This window comes from Serratia sp. M24T3 (assembly GCF_000257645.1).
In the GTDB taxonomy this organism is placed as follows: Bacteria; Pseudomonadota; Gammaproteobacteria; order Enterobacterales; family Enterobacteriaceae; genus Rouxiella.
The window spans coordinates 17085-36289 of record NZ_AJHJ01000022.1; the positions used below are offsets into that span (position 1 = coordinate 17085).

Here is a 19205-nt window from a genome sequence, read left to right on the forward strand (position 1 = left end):
TTTGTCTGGATAGAGAATTGCATCCACGGGAAGGTCGAAGAAATGTCGACCTCCCCAAGGAGGTTTACTGCTGTTATATACAGTATATTATCACAAAAGGCTACCCGAGGTATCACAGTAGCGTGGTGAGAGAGCTTAGTGCGTTGATCTCGATGTGCGGCAACAGGCGCGCATCGGGAATAGTCATCAGATTACCCTGACGCAGGTTGATCCAGCAGGCCTGCATGCCACAGCGTACAGAACCGGCGACGTCTGTGGTCAAGTCGTCGCCAACGTGGAGAATATTGGCTAGCGGCAAGTCAAGACGCTCGGCCGCCAGTTGGTACATGTCGTCCCACGGCTTGGCGCGCCCGTCCCGCCCGGCAACCAGTGTAAACTCGAAATGCTTCGACAGGCCGCACAGGTCGGGATTGGCATTGCCGTTGGTGATCGCCACCAGCGGGAATTTTTTGCCCAGCGCGGCAAGCGTGTCGTGGGTTTCCTGCGGTACATCAATGCGGCTGCGCCATTGAGCAAAGTTCTGCATCGTAGCTTCGGCACCGGCTGTGGATTCTGCCTCGCTCAACCCGCGACGCAGCAACGTGTGGTACAGCGCCTTATGACGCCACGCGGTAACGTCATGATAAATTTCTGCATCCTGTTCGAGCAGCTCCGCTCGCACCGCCCGCCATTCTGCCGATTCGATATCTGCGGTCGCCGGATGGTACTGACGCAAAAACTGCATCGTTTCCGACTCGGTACGGACAATCACCGGATAGTTATCGTAAAGCGTATCGTCGAGATCGAATGTGATCGCCTCGATCTGTTGCAGGGGACGGTAGAACTTCATCAGGATTTTCCTCGTTTAGCGCGGGGATGCGCGGCATCGTAAACTGACGCCAAATGTTGAAAGTCGAGATGGGTATAGATTTGCGTGGTCGACAGGTTGGCGTGGCCCAGTAGCTCCTGGACGGCGCGCAAATCACCACTCGACTCCAGAACGTGCGTCGCAAAGGAGTGGCGCAGCTTGTGGGGATGAATATGACTGTTCACGCCCTGCTTGATGCCCCACTCTGCAAAGCGCTTTTGCACGTTGCGGGTTGAAATTCTTCGGCCTTGATTAGATAAAAACATCGCGTCATCTTCAGGCCCGAACAGGTCACGCAGCGCCAGCCAGTTCTCAAGCCAGGTGACCGCCGTGCGGCCAATCGGCAGTTTTCGCTCTTTGCTCCCTTTACCCATCACCCAAACTTCGCCGGAAGGTAAATCAACGTGTCCGAGATTTATGCCCACCAACTCAGATAAACGCAGGCCCGCGCCATACATTACTTCAAGCATAGCGCGATCGCGAACCGCGAGTGGATCATTGAGGTCGATATCCAGTAACTGCCCGACTTCATCGACGTCGATATTTTTAGGCAGATGGCGCGGCGCGCGCGGGGTAGAAATTCCTTTCGCTGGATTAGCCTTGAGCACGCCCTGATGCACCTGCCAGTCAAGGAAGCTGCGCAACGCCGAAAGGCGCAATGCCAGGCTGGACGCGCCGAGACCCGCGCGTTTACTGCGAGCTGTGAGCATGCGAACTTTGGCGGCGTCAAGGTCGCGCCAGTCAGTCAGATTCAGATCGGCAGCCATGCCAATCAGCGCCTGAAGTTGATGGTGATAACTGCTTTGCGTTAGCGGGCTGAGCTGGCGCTCGACCCGCAGATAACGTAAGAATGCCTCGACCGCGGGTTGCAGTGGCGAGTCAGTTTCACTCATGCGCGCTCTATCCAGCGCGACACCAGGCCGGGTAGCATTTTTGCCAGCTGGTCGAGCATCACGGTGCCCATTCCTGCCTGATAGTGTTGCGGATCGCGGCTGCTGAAAATCAGCATCCCCAATTCGCCTTCCTCGCCCATCAGCGACAGCGCAACTGAGCCGACCGCCTTGGCCTGAGGCAGAACCAGCAACAGTTCCGGGCCGTTAAGACTGCCGAGGAAATGGTGGGTATCACCAAGTCGTTGAATACGTAAAGATTCAAACGAGCTGCGCGTCAAAGCAAGATGCGTGAAATCGGAAGGCGCGCCAATTCGCCAGCTTTCGCTAAACAGCCGAACGTTGGCACCCGCCAATCCAAAACCTCGGCCCCAGCGTTGCAAACGGTTAAGCATGTCTTGCAGGCTGGTAGCGTCGGCGAGATTGGCTTGCAGCTCAATCAGGCGGCCAAACAGGGTTTCATTGATGGTTGCCTGTTCCATCAGCAGGGTAATTTCTTCTTCCAGCCGGGAAATCTGGTTACGTTGACGTCCAAGCTGCCATTCCACCAGCGAGATACTGCCTTTCACCGGGTGCGGAATGTGCATTTGCTCAACGCTGCGCGAATTTCTAATAAAGAAATCAGGGTTTTGCAGCAGATACTGCATTACCAGCTCGTCATCGAGCTCGGCAACGTTGGCGCTTTCTATCTGATCATCAAGATTGTTCATAGATGAATGAATCCGTCATAAACATGGGTGGCAGGTCCGGTCATAAACAGCGGATGGCCCGGCCCTTTCCAGCGAATGTTGAGGCTGCCTCCCGGCAGGTCCACCTGAACTTCTTCCGCAAGCAGCCCTTGATGTATGCCAATTGCGACTGCTGCACAGGCACCGCTTCCGCAGGCCTGCGTTTCTCCCGCACCACGCTCGTACACTCGCAGCTTGATGCTGGCAGTGTGAATCACCTGCATAAAACCGACGTTAACACGTTCTGGAAAACGTTCGTGACTTTCGAGCAGCGGGCCAAGATGTTCTACGCCGGCAGTGACCACGTCGTCAACCTGTAACACGCAATGAGGATTGCCCATCGAGACGACGCCACACAGTACAGTGTGTTCTTCTGCCCGTAAAATATAGGTTTTTTCAGGTTTAGGGGCACGGAAAGGAATTTGCTGCGGCTCAAAAATCGGCTCGCCCATATTCACTTCAACCAGCTCGTCTTCCGTCACCGTGAGAGTCATGCGCCCGTTTTGGGTGCTGACCTGAATTTCACGTTTGTTGGTTAGCCCCTTGATACGGACAAAACGGGCGAAACAGCGTGCCCCGTTGCCGCACTGCATGACTTCGCTGCCGTCGGCGTTGAAGATGCGATAATGAAAATCCAGTTCAGGATCGTAAGGAGGCTCGACGACCAGCAATTGGTCGAAGCCTACGCCTCGGTTACGATCGGAAAGTCGGCGGATCAGTTCGGGAGAGAAGTAAACATTTTGGGTGACGGCGTCAACGACCATAAAGTCATTGCCCAGGCCGTGCATTTTAGCGAACTGCATATCTTACTCCGCTTGACCTCTGGCCATCGCCAGAAGAGTGATCCTGTTGCTTGACGATTAGTAAAGCTGCCCGCTGTTTTTAGCCGCGTCTTTATCAGGAGAAACACCGGTTGCCTGATTCGCGTTAGGCGCTACTGCTTTTTGGTTGGCAGATTTAGCGGCTGGCGGGAAGTACAACGGCCCTTTCAATCCACAGCCGGAAAGTGCAAACAGGGCCATAGCAGCCATAGAGCAACGTAGTGCGGTTTTCATATGCAAATTTTTCATTTTGATTGTTTTCATTTTAACCAGGATCTGCGATCCACCGTCCAAGCTCTCTATAATCGCAGTTGGATCATGAAAAGCAATAGGAATCGATTATCAAAAACAGGGAACAGTCGCGAAGGCTATCGACAGATCAGTGGATTTGAAACTGCTGCGCCAGGCTGGCAGGTTCCGAACCGACTTCCGGCACCGCCGCGTAAAGGTGCGACAGAACGTTGCTGCGGAAAGGGATAACCTGGGTACGCCCTTCCAGCGAGACAATCTGGTAGAACTGCGGCAAGTTAAAATTCACAAAACTTGAACCGTAGGTGAATCGATCGTGGGATGACGAATAAAAACGGCTGACGTCGCGCACCAGATCTTCTTTGCTGCCTTCGCAATGGTGATAAACCTCGACGCGATTCGACTCATCCAGAATATAGATGTTAAAGCCGACCTCATCGCTGCTGGTTTCGAAGAAAAACTGGATGATCCCTTCGCTGGCGTAGCCGTCAACTACCGACGGCAGATGCACCTGTGAGGTATCCACTTTGACCGACAAACCGTGCAGTTTGTTATTGGAGATAGCGCCGTAGAATTCGATGGCGTTTTCGAGTTTTTGCACCGAAACGGAGAGACGTTCGAAGAACAGTCCCCAAGTCTGACCGGAAACTCTCACCGCTTTGAAACGACCTGGCTCAAGGCGCTTGCTCGACAGGCGCAACTCAATGCACTCAGACACTAACTGCTGAATACGGGTGCGGATCAGGCCGCGCAAATGCTGGCTGTAACAGAAGACTTCTACAGACTCCGGCGGCGCGGCATCCTGATGCATTTTACCCAGGATGGTTTTCAGCGCTTCAAGCACCGCTTGCTCACTGCTGAAATGCAAGGTACGCACTTCATTCCACGAGTTGCGATACAGCAGATCAATACTGCCCACCAGGCACTGCTGCTGTTCGCCGAAGCTGAATACGTCGAGCTTGCGGAAATCAAAATGCACCACCTGATTACGAAATGCCGCGGTCGGATCGTGCTCTAGATTGACGATGATCGACAAATGACGGATTTCACAAGGGCTATACAGCGCCTTTGGCGTCGGGGCAGGCAGGCGGATAGGGAAATTGTTTGAGATATCTGCCACCAGCTCGCGCAGTTTGGAGATATCACATAAGTTGCTGCTTTTGATGTGCAGACGCGTAGTCGGCGTCAGCAGCCCGTTGAAATAGGCCCAGGCCACCAGCTTGCTTAGGTAGCGGTTATATTCCAGCGGCTGATGGCTGATGATCGAATCCATCGACGGCGACTGATTATAGAGATACCAGCCTGTCCGATTGGCGCGCCCGGTCGGAACGTGAATAAAGGTCAAATCGCTTTCGGAAAGGTCAGGCGAAATCTGTGGGTTAACCAGCGTGACTTTACCCGGCAGCGCTTCAAAGGCGGCATACAGTTTACGGGTCAATACGCCGATATCCTGCGGACTGGCGCTGACACTAAGGTTGTTACGGCGCGCAAAGCGGATCAGGTTACGATAACTTTGCATCATCGCATCAAGCAGCTCGTTGTGTGCTTCACGCACGCGCTCGATTTTCCAGTTGGCTCGGTTATCAAGTATCGCCAGACGCTCTTCACTCCAGCCCCACTCGCTGACCAGCTGAGTCAGAATTTCACGACGCCAGCCCACCGTGGCGCGAGTGCGAGAGAGTTTTTCATGCACTTTGAGATAGAAACAGCGGCGAACCAGGTCAAGACGGGTGAAGTCTTCCACCTGCGTCAAATAACGGGTCACGCGGTCGAGCATCATGCAGTAGGCGTCAAGACCGAAGCAGACAATCTCCCCTTGGTGCAGACGCTGTTTGATGTCCATCGCCAACAGCTGGGTATTAGGGTATTCCCAGGAATAGGCTTCAAGCAGCAAGGTTTTCAACACCGCCTTGTAAGGCGAGTCGATACTTTTATATAGCTGCCACAGGCTGGCACCGAAATACTCCTCGGCAGACAGCGTGCTCAGGCCGCCGAGGTCAAGCCACTCGTTCGGCGTGAGCGCACCCTGTGAATAAAGGGAGAGCACGTACTCATCGTAATGCGCCTCTTCTTCGCCCGGCACCATATTCCACAGAATACGTTTGCCGGCGAGACGCACGGCGGTACGGTAAAATTCATCCAGCAGCAAGATATGCTGAGTGGAACCGCAGTCCTCACCGCTCAGGCTGCCGCTTTCATTATGGCGGAAGCGGTTTTCATCAATCAGGAAGAAGCTGACCTCAACGCCCATCGACGCCGCCCATTTTTCGAGCAGCAGGCATTTTTCCTGCAGGCGATTGCGCTCTTCGTTGTCTAGCCAGGATTGATGACAGACCCAAATGTCGAGATCGGAAGATTGGCTCTGACCAATCGACGAGGTGCTGCCCATTGAATAGACGCCGGTAATCGGCAGTTCGCCTTTAACCGTCGGCTCAAAAGGACTGCCCCATTTCTCGGCAAGGGTGTTCAAATAGGTTTGTTGGGATTCATCAGGCGTAAAAATGCAGACGCCATGGGGCGCTTTACCTTCAAGGTAACCCGGCATCAGGGGATGGTGGTGATGTAACAAGACGGGCAACAGACTATAGACCTGCTGGAAAGCGGGTCCTTGAGCCACAACTGCGCGATCAACGCGAAGCTGATTAATTGCATCCAATCTTTGCTTTAATGTCTCGATGTAGAGGTACAAGACTTTTCGCCCGATTTTCTTCCAGTGTCTAGAAACAACCCCGTATCCAAATACGCCATTAGTTTTTAAAAACTTTAATTTGAAATATGTATTTGACGTATTATTGCTGGAAACGTGATCAATTTAACACCTTGCTGTTTGACCGTAAAGGAAGTAACGCACCACAATTACTGTTGCGTCTCTATACATTTTACTTCCTGATCCGTCATGCCACAAATTTCCCTGTTAAACCGTCACAACTTCCCTGATCGCTGACACCTCATCACCGTAGGTGGTAGGATGGTCTGCGAAATTAAAAAACGGTAAGAAGAATGTTAGACAAAACCATCCGAATTGCCACTCGACAGAGCCCGCTAGCCCTGTGGCAGGCACAATTTGTTCAAAGTCAGCTCAAAGCTTTTCATCCGGATTTGCAGGTTGAATTAGTCCCGATGGTCACCAAAGGTGACATCATTCTGGATACGCCACTGGCCAAAGTTGGCGGTAAAGGCTTGTTCGTCAAAGAGCTTGAGCTGGCCTTGCTGGAAGGACGCGCCGATATCGCCGTTCATTCAATGAAAGACGTACCGGTCGATTTCCCGAAAGGCCTTGGGCTGGTCACGATTTGCGAGCGCGAAGACCCGCGTGATGCTTTCGTTTCCAATCACTTTGCCAGCCTCGACGATCTGCCTCAGGGTAGCGTAGTAGGCACCTCAAGCCTGCGTCGTCAGTGTCAACTGCGTCAGCAACGCCCAGACCTGCAAATTCGCGATCTGCGCGGCAACGTTGGCACCCGTCTGGGTAAGCTCGATAATGGCGATTACGACGCAATTATTCTGGCTGTCGCCGGTCTGAAACGCCTGGGTCTGGACTCACGCGTTCGCGCTGCGCTGACGCCGGAAGAGTGCCTGCCCGCCGTCGGTCAAGGTGCCGTGGGTATTGAATGCCGTCTCGACGACGTTCGCACTCGGGAGTTACTGGCTCCGCTGGCTCATGTCGAAACGACACTGCGCGTTGCCGCAGAGCGTGCGATGAACATGCGTCTTGAAGGCGGTTGTCAGGTTCCGATCGGCAGTTATGCGGAGCTTGAAGGCGATACCCTTTGGCTGCGCGCGCTGGTTGGCGCGCCGGACGGTAGTCAAATGGTGCGCGGCGAACGTCGTGGTCCGACATCCGAAGCGGAAAGCATGGGCATCAGTCTGGCGGAAGAGTTGTTGAACGCCGGAGCACGCGAAATATTGCAGGAAGTCTACCAGGGTAACGCACCAAAATGACCATTCTGGTGACCCGCCCTTCACCTTCGGGAGAACAGCTTGTAGCCCGGCTTCGTACGCTGGGCAGGGTCGCCTATCACTCGCCTTTAATCGAGTTTGCACCGGGTAGCGAGCTTGCGCAGCTGCCCACAATGCTATCCTCGTTAAAGCCGCAGGATATGATTTTTGTCCTTTCCCAGTATGCGGTGAACTACGCTGACCGTGCGATACGTCAGCAGGCTCAACACTGGCCTGATTTTGTAAGCTATTATGCTATTGGGCGAACCACTGGTTTGCTGACGCATCGCGCCAGCAGCCTGCCGATAATTTATCCACAGGATGGCGAGACCAGCGAAACACTGTTGAATCTTCCTGCCTTGCAATCAATTAAAGGCCGTAATGCTTTGATTTTGCGTGGGAATGGCGGGCGAGAACTGCTGGCGGATACGCTAAGGGAGCGCGGTGTTAACGTAAGCTACTGTGAGTGTTATCGACGCAGCCCGATTTTCTACGACGGCAGTGAGCAAAGCTCAAGCTGGCAACGCGCCGGGGTGAATACTCTGGTGGTCACCAGCGGAGAAATGTTACAACAGTTATATACGTTAGTTCCTGATTACTATCGAACAAGTTGGCTTTTAAGCTGCACGTTGATAGTGGTCAGCGAACGTTTGGCAACCCTTGCCCGCCAACTTGGCTGGCAATCTATTAGGGTTGCAGATAACGCAGATAATGATGCGCTGATCCGTGCATTAAAATAACCTGACTAAGGGACGTGCCCAGATGACGGAACAAAAAAATCCTTCCGCAAAGGTAGATGAAACTCACATTGCGGTTGAGAGCCCCCAACAGCCAGACATTGCTTCTCGTGAAACCGTACAGAAAGAAAAACGTACGGGCCCCGTTTTGGGTGCAATCGCCATTGTGTTGGTGATCGCGCTTGGCGTAGGCATTTATTATCACGGACACCAACAGGCTCAGGCGGAAGTTGCTGCCAACGAAGCATTGCAAGACCAACTGGCGACGCTCAAGAGCAGCCAGCAGCAGGACAAGCAACAAATCGACACCTTGCTGAGCCAGCAGGATAAATCTCAGCAGGAAGCCACGCGCCAGCAAGCCTCTTACAGCCGTCAGTTAAGTGAGTTGCAGGATAAAGTCGCCAGCATTTCCGGCAGCGATGCCAAAACCTGGATGCTGTCGCAGGCAGATTTCCTGGTCAAACTGGCTGGTAGAAAACTGTGGAGCGATCAGGACGTTACCACTGCCGCCGCGCTGTTGAAAAGCGCCGACGCCAGCCTGGCCGACATGAACGACCCAAGCCTGATTGGCGTTCGTAAAGCGATTAATGACGATATCGGCAGCCTGTCCGCAGTGACTCAGGTCGATTTCGACGGCATCATCCTTAAGGTGAATCAGCTTTCAAATCAGGTTGATAACCTGCGTCTGGCTGATAACGACACGGATGACACGCCGATGGACAGCGACAGCGGCGAACTCTCCGGTTCACTGACAGAATGGCGTCAAAACCTGAGCAAGAGCTGGCACAACTTTATGTCCGATTTCATTACCATTCGCCGTCGCGACACCAGCGCCGAGCCGCTGTTAGCACCGAATCAGGACGTGTATCTGCGCGAAAACATCCGCTCGCGTCTACTGATTGCCGCACAGGCCGTGCCGCGTCATCAGAATGAAATCTATAAGCAGTCACTGGAAACGGTATCGACCTGGGTTCGCGCCTATTTTGATACAACCGATCCTTCGACCAAAGCGTTCCTTGCGGATCTCGATAGTCTGAGCCAACAGTCTGTTTCAATGGACGTTCCGGATCAGCTGAAAAGCCAGCCAATGCTGGAAAAACTGATGCAAACGCGCGTGCGCAATCTGCTTCAACAGCCTGCCGCGGCGGCGACCAGCAACGCCGCAACGACCAGCAAACAGGGGGAATAACGCATGCTACGTGTTCTCATACTGTTTCTAATCATTATTGCCGGAATTGTTGTTGGGCCGATGCTGGCCGGACATCAGGGCTATGTATTGATCCAGACCGACAACTATAACGTTGAAACCAGCGTTACCGGTCTGGTGATCATGGCGATTCTGCTGTTTGTGGTGCTGTTTTTGATCGAATGGCTGCTGCGCCGTTTATTCCGTACCGGCGCAAATACTCGTGGCTGGTTTGTGGGCCGCAAGCGTTCCAAGGCGCGTAAACAGACCCAGCGCGCGATGATCAAGCTGGCAGAGGGCGATCATCGTCAGATGGAAAAGCTGCTGACCAGCAACGCTGCCCATGCCGATCAGCCGATGGTGAACTATTTGCTGGCGGCCGAAGCGGCTTCGCAGCGCGGTGACGAGATTCGCACTAACCAGTATTTGGAACGTGCCGCCGAGATTGCCGATACCGATCAGTTGCCGGTGGATATTACCCGCGTGCGTATTCAGCTGGCGCAGGGCGAGATCCACGCCGCGCGTCACGGTGTCGATCGCCTGATTGGCCTGTCGCCACGTCACCCTGAAATTCTGCGTCTGGCAGAACAGGCATACATGCGCACAGGTGCTTACGCGTCGCTGATGGAAATTTTGCCCTCGATGGCGAAAGCGAATATCTATGACGAAGAGCAGCTGCAACGTGTTCAGGAACAAGCTTACGTCGGCATGATGAACCAGTTGATGGCTGAGGAAGGCAGTGAAGGCCTCAAGCGCTGGTGGAAGAATCAGAGTCGTAAAACCCGTCACGAACCTGCATTACAGGTAGCAATGGCGGCGCACTTGATTCAATGCAACGATCACGATCTGGCACAGGAAGTCATTCTTGATGGCCTGAAACGCCAATACGATGAACGCCTGGTAGCGATGCTGCCGAAACTGCGCTCAGGTAATTCGGATCAGATTGAGAAATTCCTGCGTCAGTCAATCAAGCAAAACGGTGCTACCCCGCTGCTAAGCAGCACGCTGGGACAAGTTTTGTTGAAGCATGGTGAATGGTTGCAGGCAAGTGAAGCGTTTCGTGAAGCTCTGCGACAACGGCCTGACGCCTACGATTACGCCTGGCTGGCCGATGCGCTTGATAAGCTGCACAAACCGGCTGAAGCGGCGGAGATGCGCCATCAGGGGCTGATGCTGACGATTAACAATTCGCAGCAATAACTCGCTTTAAAACTGTTTAAAGCTCGCCAATCTGGCGGGCTTTTTTTTCGCCGCAGGATCGTGCGATTAATAAATCACAGGCAAAAAAAACACTTGCCGGAGAGACAAGTGTCAAAAACAATCAGGTCTTGGACAACATGGGTAGTGTCACACTCAACGTTTTGTCTGCTGGTTGATAACGTTTGTCAGAGAGAACAATGGTTATCGGGCAGATAGACAAGAGACACTGTAATTTGGCTCTGCGTCATTCCCAGGGTTATGAAGCTACGCAATCATAAAAGGTGGAATGAGCATCTACGACAGAGATATTGCAGGGAGCGTGCCAGATCGGTTGATTACCTTATCCGACATGGCGATATAAAAATTATGCCTATGATAAATAAGTATAAATATTCAGTCATCCAAGAGCAGCATTTCCGGAATGAATTAACTTATTGTTAGAAAAGGATTTTTAACAGCAAATTTGTCGTCTTTCAGCGACACTATTAAGCACCAAGGTTTTTATCTTTTACTTTTCAGATAGATGAGTGTCTCTTACCAACGACAATCAATACTGGAATTTAAAGTATTACCTTTCCTGCCGATTATACTCACAGTTAAATGTCTATTAAAAACAAAAACTTAACAGTTAGTGTCGCTGAAAGGGAACAGAGGATGATTTAAGGGAAAGTAATGAGGTAATTCAACGGAATATGACAAAGAGGAAAAACAAAAAGCCCCGCATTTCTGCAGGGCTCTTTATTTGAATTGGTCGGCGAGAGAGGATTCGAACCTCCGACCCACTGGTCCCAAACCAGTTGCGCTACCAAGCTGCGCTACTCGCCGATGTCGTGCTTTTACTCTTTACAACCTGTCTTACGGATTACGTGGTACAGAGCTATTAAAGTTTTGTGTGGTGCGAAGAGAGGGACTTGAACCCTCACGTCCGTAAGAACACTAACACCTGAAGCTAGCGCGTCTACCAATTCCGCCACCTTCGCACTGTCACAAACTTTACTCTTTACAACTCACACTCACTTCACAAGGAAGAAGTGGGGTGGCTAATGGGGCTCGAACCCACGACAACTGGAATCACAATCCAGGGCTCTACCAACTGAGCTATAGCCACCATTGTATCTTTACTTCACGTCCGAAACTAACACCGCAACTCTTTGCGCAAAACCAACCGAGGTCAATGGTGCGCCCGACAGGATTCGAACCTGAGACCTCTGCCTCCGGAGGGCAGCGCTCTATCCAGCTGAGCTACGGGCGCTTAGCGCCGTTGCGGGTGGGGATACTACGGCTTAACCGCCATGCTGTCTAGTGCTTTTTTTTGAAAAAGTTTCGATTGATTACGAATTGTCCATTAAGCACTAAAAGTAAGCATATCAGGCTCCCCACCCACGCTTTTTTCTTTAAAAGCGCTTAACGGCTGCGGCGATTCATTCCCAAAGCCAGGTAAATAAGTGATACCGCAGCAATAAAAATTGCCCCAACCAGCAAAGAAATTCGCGTATCAGGGTTAATTGCCATACCAACCAGCACACAAAGCAGGAAAGCCAGTGTCAGATAGTTGGTATACGGGAATAAAATTGACTTAAACGGGTGCGCTTTCAATGCAGTGCGATGTGCTTCACGAAAACGCAGTTGGCTAATCAGCACCACAAACCACGGGATCATCCCCGGTAATACACTCGCACTATAGACATAGACGAACACTTGCTCGGGATTCGGGATCAAATAGTTCAGGCACGAGCCGACCAGCAGGCAAATAATCGTTACGGTAATGCCGTACACCGGCACGCCGCTGGCAGAGACTTTAGACAGAAACGCCGGCAGCTGGCCGTTTTGCGACAGCGCGTAGAGCATACGGCCACAGCTGTACATGCCGCTGTTACAACCTGATAGCGCAGCAGTCAGCACCACAAAATTGATAATACCGGCCGCGGCGGTGATCCCGACTTTGGCGAAGGTCAGCACAAACGGGCTGCCGTGGGTGCCCATCTCATTCCATGGGAAAATGGTAATGATGACGAAAATCGCGCCAACATAAAAAATCAGAATGCGCCACAGGATGTTATTAATCGCGCGTTTAAGGGTAACTTGCGGATTCTTGGCTTCACCGGCAGTGATCCCCACCAGTTCAACCCCCTGATACGACGCCACAACAATACAGAGCGCAAACAGGAAACCTTTCCAGCCTCCGGCAAAGAAACCGCCATGAACGGTCAGATTATCGAAACCGATGGCCTGTCCGTGGTTGCCAAAACCAAAGAAAATCACCGCCAGGCCGACGACGATCATCACAATAATGGTGGTGATTTTAATCAGCGCAAACCAGAACTCCATCTCACCGTAAAGCTTGACCGCCGCAAGGTTGGCAGCTGCAACGATGGCAACCGCCGCCAGCGCGGGGATCCACTGTGGCAAATGCGGGAACCAGTACTGGGCATAAACGCCGATGGCGGTAATTTCCGAAATCCCCACCGCTATCCACATAAACCAATAGCCCCAGGCGGTTAGATAACCGAAATACGGACCAAGATATTTATGAGCATAAACGGCAAACGATCCGGCGACGGGTTCGAGATGCAACATCTCGCCCATTGAACGCATAATAAAGAAGACAAACACGCCAGCCAGAATATATGCCAGCAAAACAGAAGGGCCTGCCCATCTCAATGTACTGGCGGCCCCCATAAACAATCCAACCCCGATAGTCCCGCCTAAGGCTATCAATTCAATGTGGCGGGCCTCCAACCCTCGATGAAGTCCGTTTTTTTCTTCGTTACTCGCCATAAATCCTCTGTTTCTCAAAGTGTTGTGTTTGTTCTGTTTTCCGGATTTTCCGGAATATTATTGTTATTTCCCAAGGTCAGGGCAGATAAAACGGCGGTATGGTTTCGTATTTTGGGGTCAGTTGCAAATGAGAATGAATAAAATAGCGGGGCAGGTCGAATTTTCAGCAATTTTGCAGTGAAATTACGCTGAGAGTAAGGATAAAAGCCCGCGACCAGACACGGGCATGAAACGATTACAGCCGACGGGTGTAATAATAAAGAACGAACTTTAGCAGTTTAAGTTGGCGCGGCAGGCGGCCAGGCTGATTGATTAATCGGTAAAGCCACTCTAGTCCGAGCTTCTGCCAACCTTTAGGAGCACGCTTTACCGCGCCGATAAATACGTCGTAGGTTCCGCCAACGCCCATGTACAGCGCGTCGGGATAAACCTTGCGACAGTCACGCATCAAAATCTCCTGACGCGGAGATCCCATCGCCACGGTAATCACTTTCGCCCCACTGGCTTTAACCCGCTCGAAAAGCGCCTCTCGCTCTGCTGGGGTAAAGTAACCGTTTTGACTGCCGACAATATTGACGTTCCATTGCTTACGCAGCTTGTCCCTGGTTTGTGATAACACAGCTTCTTGACCGCCGATCAAAAATACCGGCGTTCCAAGTTGTCCTGCGCGTTGCATTACGGCTTCCCACAGGTCGGCACCCGGCACGCGTTCAACGTTGGCGGCGGGATATTTTCGACGGATGGAAGCCACAATACTGACCCCGTCGGCATACTTATAATCCGCCTCTTTGATCAAACTGCGCAGCTGGGCGTCACGCTCGGTCGCCAGCACTTTCTCGGCATTGATCGCGACCAGAGTCCCCGTTTTTACTGCGTCCTCAGTAATGAGATAGTCGCGGAACTGGTCCATGTCGCGAAATCCCCACAGCTCAATGTCACGGATGCTGTATTTCGGAATAGACAGGGGGATTGAGCTTGAATTCATTATTATCCTTTATCGCGCACGAACGGCTCTGTCACCACAACGGGTTCAACATTGGCCAGGTGGTCAACACGCATTCTTATTAATCCGGCGGTATCAAACAACCAATACAGCAACTTGGCGGCGATTAGGCAAAGGCCAAAAACCACGGCAAAAAATATTACCCGCGAAAAGAATGAATCCACCCCTTCACGAGCCAAGACAATAATATTGAATACCGCACCGAAACAAAAGCTCTGCAAAATCGCCGCCTTGTAAGGATTGGTCGCGTTCCGAGCCAGCGCATACAGCCAGTCGAACCACTTGATAATCATGCCTACCGCGACTGCACCCAACGGGATAAACGCCGCCCCGCCCATAATTACCAGTGAACCAATCAGCGTTGGAGAAATCGCCAGGCCAGAGTGATTGTCGAGCACTTCCCAAGTGAAATAGTTACCGGTATTCATCACCGCAGACGGCCTGCCGTGCCATAGCCAGGTCGGGATAAACACGTAGAAATCACGGATAATTGGCATCAGCCCCTGGAAGTGGATCTTGTCGTAATTTTGCAGCAATAGCGCAAGATTCTCCCACGGCGAGAAAGTATCGCGGGTCAGATAAAGGAAAGTATAGAAAGCTTCGGGGCCACTGACGTCAAGGTTGTAGCGTTTCAGCGCCAGCCAGAACATTCCCACCACTGCCATAATGCCCGCCAGCAACAACATCCACAGCGTGATCCAGCCGCGAATAATGCCGATAAACAGGAACAGCGCCAATGCGATGATGATATTGGCGCGCGTGCCCCCTACCACTACATAGGTCAGCAGACCAAAGGCAAAAGTAGTAAACAGAAACAGGAACCAGTTAGTCCGAGTCTGCCTGAGGAAATAAACCACCAGCATCGCCGGAATAAAGAAATAGAAGAAACGTTTTAGCGCCACGCCGGACACGTTGCTGGAGAAAATCTGACTATAAGAGGTCAGTTTGAAAAGCAGGAAGCCGTTGTGGGCGAAGAAAATCCCCAGCGTCACAAAGGCAACCAGCGCCATCAGGATCCAGGTCAGATTGGTTTCAACCCGATTCATGCTAAACACTTCCCGCCTCGGCACGGCTCGTGGTTTACGCAACCGCGTTTTATATACCACGTAATAGATGCCATAAAAGCAGGTTGCCGACAGCATTGCCTCCAACAGAAAAGGCACCGGTACCACGGCGGTGTTGAATTCAAACACCAGCAGGCAGGTCAGCGGGAAGCCAAAATAAAAGGTCAGCAGATACAACACGGAGAAAAAAAGATTGAAGCTAAACCGCACCCGCCGGAATTCCAGATAGGTCAGACTCAAAATAAATAGCAACGAGAAAGCATAGACGATGCTTAGACCGCCCAACTGCGCCAGCGTCATGATGAAACTCCCACGGCGTTGTTCAAGGCCTGCACCCAGCCCTGAATGTAATTCGGGCTAAAAAAGGCAATATTTTGCCGATCGGCATTCAGCAACTGACGACGAGCCTCGTTCAGAGTGGCACCATCGAGCTGGTCGTCGTCAAATAACACCGGCAAATCCTGTTCCGCCATATCCTGCCAGAAAGGGTTTTTGCGCGAGAGCACAAACGGCACGCCAAACTGGATCAGCAGACAAAGCGTGCCAATCCCCTGCTGTCTTTCAAAGATAAAATATCCTAGCGCGCAGCTTTTCAGCATGCTCAGGTAGTCGGAAAACGCCATGGACTCGGTTAACAGCTCGATGTTTTCCGCAGGGAAAAGTGCCAGCGCTTCACCGCGTACCAGCTCGATATAGGTCTGATTATTTGCAGGATAGCCCATTGGGATAATCACTTTTATCCCCGCGCCCCACTGTTTGTGCAGCGCGCGCAGAGCGTCGATATGGCGATTGCTCGGATCCCCCGAGTTGCCGACCAGCACTGTTGGCTGCCCTTCGGGAACAGGGGCGTCAGCGGGCAAGGTCAGCGACGGATCCATGCGGGTCGGGAAATACAGTAATGAAGAAGGCACCCGAGGATGTCGCTGGTGATAGTGTGACAAATCGCCCCGGGTGGCGAATACGCGCCCGACTCGCCCCTGAGCCAGGCGGCGCAATAAATAAAACAGTCGATATTTCAAGCTGCCGGAGTTTTCGTACAGGTCCGCGCCCCAGACATGCCAGAAGGCCTGTCGGGTATTGATCTTACCGCTTAACAAAGCCAGCCAGATGCCAGGATTAAATTGGCCATGAAAAAAGAAACGGCAATTTCTGTCAGCCTGCGCTCTGGCGATCACCGCCTGCGCCAGCGATTTTTTGTCGGCCAACACCTCGATACTCAACTTTTCACACGCCGGTAGCGCCTGTGAATCAAGGCTGGCGACCATAAAATGCTGCCCCTGCTCTAGCGGGACGTGATCGAGTAACACCTCGTTAAAGAAGCGCAGCACGGTCGAATTATGATGCGGGATATCAGATCCCAAAACGTGAATCAGCGTTTTCATGGTCGTCTACGATAAATAACAAAAAAGGTACAGCACAGCGCAAAGTAAATAGTGTAAGTCGCCATATAAGCCTGCGCGGCACCGAGTGCGCCGTGTAACGGGATCAGCCAATGCGAAAACAGAGTCAGCAAAAGAAACTGGCTGATTTCGGTCAACAGATAAAAACGCAGCGACGCTTTGGCAATCACTAGATAACCAAAGATATAAGCACTGACTTTAAGCACATCACCAACCAGCTGCCAGGCGAAAAGATCGCGCATCGCCGTAAACTGTGGCGAGAACAGTAGCCAGACAGCAAAATCACGCAGCAGCCAGACAGTCAAGCTGGCCGCGGCTACCATCGGCATCACAAACTTCAGCGCCTTGACGATCTCGCGGCTAATCTCTTCTTTATTGGTGAGACGAGCCAGCGTCGGCAACAGATACACGCTAAACGAGGCGGTAATAAATTGCAGATAGGCGTCAGATATACTGCTCACGCCCTGCCAGATCCCCACAGCCTGCCAGCCGTCGTGCTCGGCCAGTAAATTACGCATCATCACGTAAGCCACCGGCAAAGTGACTGAGGTGATCAGCGCCATAATTGTAAACTTGGCGAACTGGCGCGCCAGCTGTGGATCCCAGCTTGGAGCTAAAAATTTCGCAGAAAAAAGCTGACGACGCCAGAGCACAATTCCCGCCGGTAATACCACCAGCGCCGGAACCAGCGCAAAACCGACCAACGCGCCGCGATAACCGCCGACGCTAAAGCATAACCAATAGGCCAGCAAACCTGTCAGACTGCCACCGATTACTGCCAGCGAATTGCCTTGTGCATCACGATAGCCTTTTAGAATCGCCTGAAACAGGTTGGCGTATGCGATGCCCATCTGGATAAGCGCGACAGCCCGCACTACCGACTGATAGTCGCCGTGTCCAAAAAGCGCCACACTAATGGGCGCGGCGGCCAGCAACATAACCAGCGCCAGCGCGGTGGAAAATCCGAGAATCAGCGTAGAGGCTGTACCTAATATTGCCCTAAGCTTTTCCGGCTCCTGCCGTGATTGGGCGACATGCTTGGTGACGCCGTTAAAAATCCCCGCTCCCGACAGCACGCCCAGCACGGTGATCAGCTGGCGGAAATTTCCTGCCTGACCCACGCCGACCGGGCCGAAAGCGACGGCCAATAGTTTAATGACCACTAGCCCGGCACCAATTTTAATCAGTGTCGAACCGGCGGTCCAAAGAGACGCTTTTGCTAAAGACATATCAGGCGAAGAAGCTCCGCAAGGTAGAAATTACCGCCTGCTGCATGACGTTACTCATGTTGTAAAACAGCGGTAATCGCACCAGTTTGCTGCTCTCTTCGGTGGTATAAACGTCTTCACCGCAGAAATAGCCAAACTTCTTACCCGCAATCGAGGAATGCAAAGGAATGTAATGAAAGACGGTAAGAATTTCAGCCTCTTTCATATATTCAATTAGCGCATCGCGTTTTTCACTGTCTTTAAACTTGATGTAAAACATGTGCGCATTGTGTACGCAACCCGGCGCAATGGTGGGTAACACTAGGTCGCCAGCGTCCTGCAAAGGTTTCAGCGCCTTGTAGTAACTGTTCCACAGTTTTAAACGTTGCTGGTTAATCTGCTGGGCGGCTTCAAGCTGAGCCCAGAGATAGGCGGCCTGCAAGTCGGCCATCAAATAGCTGGAACCGATATCACGCCAAGTATATTTATCAACCTGGCCGCGAAAGAACTGGCTGCGATTGGTGCCCTTTTCGCGAATAATTTCAGCACGCTCCACCAGCTCAGGGCTGTTAATCAGCGTCGCGCCACCTTCGCCCCCGGCGGTGTAGTTTTTAGTCTCATGAAAGCTAAAGCAGCCAATATGGCCGAGGGTACCCAAAGCGCGCCCTTTATAGGTCGACATCACGCCCTGCGCCGCATCTTCGACCACAAAGAGCTTATATTTTTCGGCCAACGCCATGATGGTGTCCATTTCACAGGCGACTCCCGCGTAATGCACCGGCACAATCGCCCGCGTTTTCTCAGTGATTGCGGCTTCAATCAATGTTTCGTCGATGTTCATGGTGTCTGGTCGGATATCGACAAACACGATTGTCGCGCCGCGCAGAACAAAGGCGTTGGCCGTCGAGACGAAGGTGTAGCTCGGCATGATCACTTCATCGCCGGGCTTGATGTCCAACAAAATGGCGGCCATCTCTAAGGAGGCAGTGCAGGAAGGCGTTAAAAGCACTTTTGGACAGCGGAAGTTTTTTTCAAACCACTGCTGGCAGCGGCGGGTAAAACCGCCATCGCCACACAGTTTACCGCTGCCCATGGCAGCCTGCATGTAGTCCAGCTCAGTGCCGACAATCGGCGGAGAGTTAAATGGGATCATAA

16 protein-coding genes and 4 tRNA genes are annotated in these 19205 nt (G+C 52.3%); 4 read left to right on the plus strand and 16 right to left on the minus strand.

All coding sequences use genetic code 11. The annotated features are described in order from the left end of the window. Window positions 1–112 precede the first annotated feature (112 nt). The 6 genes from yigB to SPM24T3_RS16105 form a co-directional block, all read right to left on the minus strand. On the minus strand, window positions 113–829 hold the full coding sequence (gene yigB, locus SPM24T3_RS16080) for a 5-amino-6-(5-phospho-D-ribitylamino)uracil phosphatase YigB (protein WP_009637850.1): 717 nt from the start codon (window positions 827–829) through the stop codon (window positions 113–115). Then, on the minus strand, window positions 829–1740 hold the full coding sequence (gene xerC, locus SPM24T3_RS16085) for a tyrosine recombinase XerC (protein WP_009637851.1): 912 nt from the start codon (window positions 1738–1740) through the stop codon (window positions 829–831). The genes yigB and xerC overlap by 1 nt, the downstream gene beginning before the upstream one ends. Continuing rightward, a complete protein-coding gene (locus tag SPM24T3_RS16090) occupies window positions 1737–2447 on the minus strand; it encodes a DUF484 domain-containing protein (protein ID WP_009637852.1) in 711 nt (236 codons plus the stop codon). The genes xerC and SPM24T3_RS16090 overlap by 4 nt, the downstream gene beginning before the upstream one ends. After that, window positions 2444–3268 carry a diaminopimelate epimerase gene (gene dapF / locus SPM24T3_RS16095; protein ID WP_009637853.1) on the minus strand — a complete coding sequence of 275 codons (825 nt, stop codon included), beginning with the start codon at window positions 3266–3268 and terminating at the stop codon, window positions 2444–2446. Before dapF ends, SPM24T3_RS16090 begins: the two co-directional genes overlap by 4 nt. A 57-nt stretch (window positions 3269–3325) precedes the next feature. Continuing rightward, window positions 3326–3520 carry a lipoprotein gene (locus SPM24T3_RS16100; protein ID WP_037378880.1) on the minus strand — a complete coding sequence of 65 codons (195 nt, stop codon included), beginning with the start codon at window positions 3518–3520 and terminating at the stop codon, window positions 3326–3328. 145 nt (window positions 3521–3665) lie between these two features. Beyond that, a complete protein-coding gene (locus tag SPM24T3_RS16105) occupies window positions 3666–6224 on the minus strand; it encodes a class I adenylate cyclase (protein ID WP_009637855.1) in 2559 nt (852 codons plus the stop codon). 311 nt (window positions 6225–6535) lie between these two features. On the opposite strand from SPM24T3_RS16105, the gene hemC reads away from it, so the two are divergent. Genes hemC through hemY form a run of 4 tightly spaced genes read left to right on the plus strand, consistent with a single transcriptional unit; the run spans window position 6536 to window position 10597 of the window. Continuing rightward, a complete protein-coding gene (hemC, locus tag SPM24T3_RS16110; RefSeq protein WP_009637856.1) occupies window positions 6536–7477 on the plus strand; it encodes a hydroxymethylbilane synthase in 942 nt (313 codons plus the stop codon). Beyond that, complete coding sequence (gene hemD / locus SPM24T3_RS16115; protein WP_009637857.1) at window positions 7474–8214, plus strand: uroporphyrinogen-III synthase; 741 nt, start codon at window positions 7474–7476, stop codon at window positions 8212–8214. Before hemC ends, hemD begins: the two co-directional genes overlap by 4 nt. Before the next feature lie 22 nt (window positions 8215–8236). After that, complete coding sequence (gene hemX, locus SPM24T3_RS16120) at window positions 8237–9400, plus strand: uroporphyrinogen-III C-methyltransferase (RefSeq protein ID WP_009637858.1); 1164 nt, start codon at window positions 8237–8239, stop codon at window positions 9398–9400. Between the two features lie 3 nt (window positions 9401–9403). Further along, a complete protein-coding gene (hemY, locus tag SPM24T3_RS16125; protein WP_009637859.1) occupies window positions 9404–10597 on the plus strand; it encodes a protoheme IX biogenesis protein HemY in 1194 nt (397 codons plus the stop codon). A gap of 748 nt (window positions 10598–11345) precedes the next feature. Here hemY and SPM24T3_RS16130 read toward each other — a convergent pair. From SPM24T3_RS16130 to rffA, 10 genes are all read right to left on the minus strand, one after another. Next, window positions 11346–11422: transfer RNA gene (locus SPM24T3_RS16130), tRNA-Pro, on the minus strand. Between the two features lie 68 nt (window positions 11423–11490). After that, a tRNA-Leu gene (locus tag SPM24T3_RS16135) sits at window positions 11491–11577 on the minus strand. Window positions 11578–11629: 52 nt separating this feature from the next. Then, window positions 11630–11705, minus strand: a tRNA-His gene (locus SPM24T3_RS16140). 67 nt (window positions 11706–11772) lie between these two features. Next, a tRNA-Arg gene (locus SPM24T3_RS16145) sits at window positions 11773–11849 on the minus strand. Window positions 11850–12001: 152 nt separating this feature from the next. Beyond that, window positions 12002–13375 carry an amino acid permease gene (locus tag SPM24T3_RS16150; RefSeq protein WP_009637860.1) on the minus strand — a complete coding sequence of 458 codons (1374 nt, stop codon included), beginning with the start codon at window positions 13373–13375 and terminating at the stop codon, window positions 12002–12004. A gap of 235 nt (window positions 13376–13610) precedes the next feature. Continuing rightward, complete coding sequence (gene wecG / locus SPM24T3_RS16155) at window positions 13611–14360, minus strand: lipopolysaccharide N-acetylmannosaminouronosyltransferase (protein WP_009637861.1); 750 nt, start codon at window positions 14358–14360, stop codon at window positions 13611–13613. 2 nt (window positions 14361–14362) lie between these two features. Beyond that, window positions 14363–15742 carry an ECA oligosaccharide polymerase gene (wzyE, locus tag SPM24T3_RS16160; protein WP_009637862.1) on the minus strand — a complete coding sequence of 460 codons (1380 nt, stop codon included), beginning with the start codon at window positions 15740–15742 and terminating at the stop codon, window positions 14363–14365. After that, window positions 15739–16824 (minus strand): TDP-N-acetylfucosamine:lipid II N-acetylfucosaminyltransferase, encoded by a 1086-nt coding sequence (locus tag SPM24T3_RS16165; protein ID WP_009637863.1) that lies wholly within the window; start codon window positions 16822–16824, stop codon window positions 15739–15741. The genes wzyE and SPM24T3_RS16165 overlap by 4 nt, the downstream gene beginning before the upstream one ends. Continuing rightward, the gene (wzxE, locus tag SPM24T3_RS16170; protein WP_009637864.1) at window positions 16821–18071 is read right to left on the minus strand and encodes a lipid III flippase WzxE; all 1251 of its coding nucleotides are present in this window, start codon (window positions 18069–18071) and stop codon (window positions 16821–16823) included. The genes SPM24T3_RS16165 and wzxE overlap by 4 nt, the downstream gene beginning before the upstream one ends. 1 nt (window position 18072) lies before the next feature. Further along, complete coding sequence (gene rffA, locus SPM24T3_RS16175) at window positions 18073–19203, minus strand: dTDP-4-amino-4,6-dideoxygalactose transaminase (RefSeq protein WP_009637865.1); 1131 nt, start codon at window positions 19201–19203, stop codon at window positions 18073–18075. Window positions 19204–19205 lie beyond the last annotated feature (2 nt).